The 1,597-nt window shown below is 33.4% G+C and carries 2 protein-coding genes; one reads left to right on the forward strand and one right to left on the reverse strand.

The annotated features are described in order from the left end of the window. The coding region (gene gldB, locus VGE71_RS03515; RefSeq protein WP_331137061.1) for a gliding motility lipoprotein GldB at positions 1-823 on the reverse strand (823 nt) is incomplete at its 3' end. A 99-nt stretch (positions 824-922) separates the two neighbouring features. On the opposite strand from gldB, the gene nadE reads away from it, so the two are divergent. Beyond that, positions 923-1,597, forward strand: a 675-nt coding sequence (gene nadE / locus VGE71_RS03520) for an NAD(+) synthase (protein WP_331137062.1), incomplete at its 3' end; no start/stop codon positions are given.

The raw sequence follows: 1,597 nt of genomic DNA on the forward strand, positions 1-1,597 counted from the left end.
CAGGAGAATCATTATCAATTTCAAGGAAAAATTTAGAAAAAGGAGCTGGTGCTATAAATCTTGTTGTTAATTTAGGATCATCACTGTAAAGCATTTCATTCTCTATAAAGTAACGCCATATATAAGCTTCATTTTCTTCACACCATTTGATTTGCTCTGGCGTGTAACCCATTTTATCCGCATCTGAATAATCTGGAAGAAGCAGATCTTTTGCATAAAGCTGTTTTCCTTCAAAAATCATTTGCGATACCAGATTTTTATCTCTAAAATTTGGAATATTTCGGTAAGAAAAACTAGAAACCACGTCTGGCATTATTTGTTTTTCTTCAAAATTCTGTTTCAGATAATTTGGAAACTCATAAAACTTATGTTCTTTACCCAAATAAAGTTCCAATGCTACAATAACCAAACTATCTGCATAAATTGCTTTTGAAGTATAATCCATCTCTCCAATTACTGTAATAACTTTTGGAGTTTTAGTTTTCGGGAAATAATATTTTACATGCTGGAAAAGAGCATCAAACTCTTTGTGTACAGGTTCAAAATTGCTGTATTTTTTTTGAACTTCTTCGTACACTTCCTTCCAAATCGGATCATTCATTTTCTGAAGCCACACACTATCATCATTACCAGCAGGAAAGAAAAAAGGATATTGTTTTTTAACCTTTGCCAGATCTTGAGGTTTTGTTTCAAAAAACACCTTATCGAAACGTTCTACCTTAATATCTACAGGTATTTCTTCTACTTCTTTTTCTACCTTAGATTTTTGGTTGCAAGACAAAAAAAACAGGCATAGAACCACTGCAAAGCGATAAATTTTCATTTTATTTTAATTAGATTTGTGTTACCAGAATTTAAAGTAAATGTATACTTGAAATAATTATGCAAATATACATTCCTGTATTTTAAAACTTAAACTATTATGGCTAAAAAAAGCACAATTCAGACAGAAAAAGTAAATACGCATATTGTAGAGTGGCTAAAAAATTATGCGACTAATGCGAAAGTAAATGGTTTTGTAATTGGAATCTCCGGTGGTGTAGATTCTGCCGTTACCTCAACTTTATGCGCACAGACAGGACTGAAGGTTTTATGCGTAGAAATGCCAATTCATCAGGCAGAAAGTCAGGTTTCACGCGGAAGAGAACATATCGAACAATTAAAAAAACGTTTCTCAAATGTTTCAGATGTTCAAACTGATTTAACTGACGTTTTTGAAGCTTTTAAAAGTGCTGTTCCTAAAACAGATGATGAAGCCAAAGTAAATTTAGCGCTAGCAAACACAAGAGCTCGCCTAAGAATGACATCTTTATATTATTTAGCTGGTCTTCACGGATTATTAGTTGCCGGAACAGGGAACAAAGTAGAAGATTTTGGTGTAGGTTTTTACACAAAATACGGAGATGGAGGAGTTGATTTAAGTCCAATTGCTGATTTAATGAAATCTGATGTCTATGCTTTAGGAGAATTTTTAGAAATTCCGCAATCAATTTTAACAGCTGCACCTACAGACGGATTATTTGGAGACAATCGTACAGATGAGGATCAATTGGGAGCAAGTTATGATGAATTAGAATGGGCAATGTTAGCCGCGGAG

The sequence above is a fragment of the Flavobacterium sp. genome (genome assembly GCF_036405015.1).
In the GTDB taxonomy this organism is placed as follows: domain Bacteria; phylum Bacteroidota; class Bacteroidia; order Flavobacteriales; family Flavobacteriaceae; genus Flavobacterium.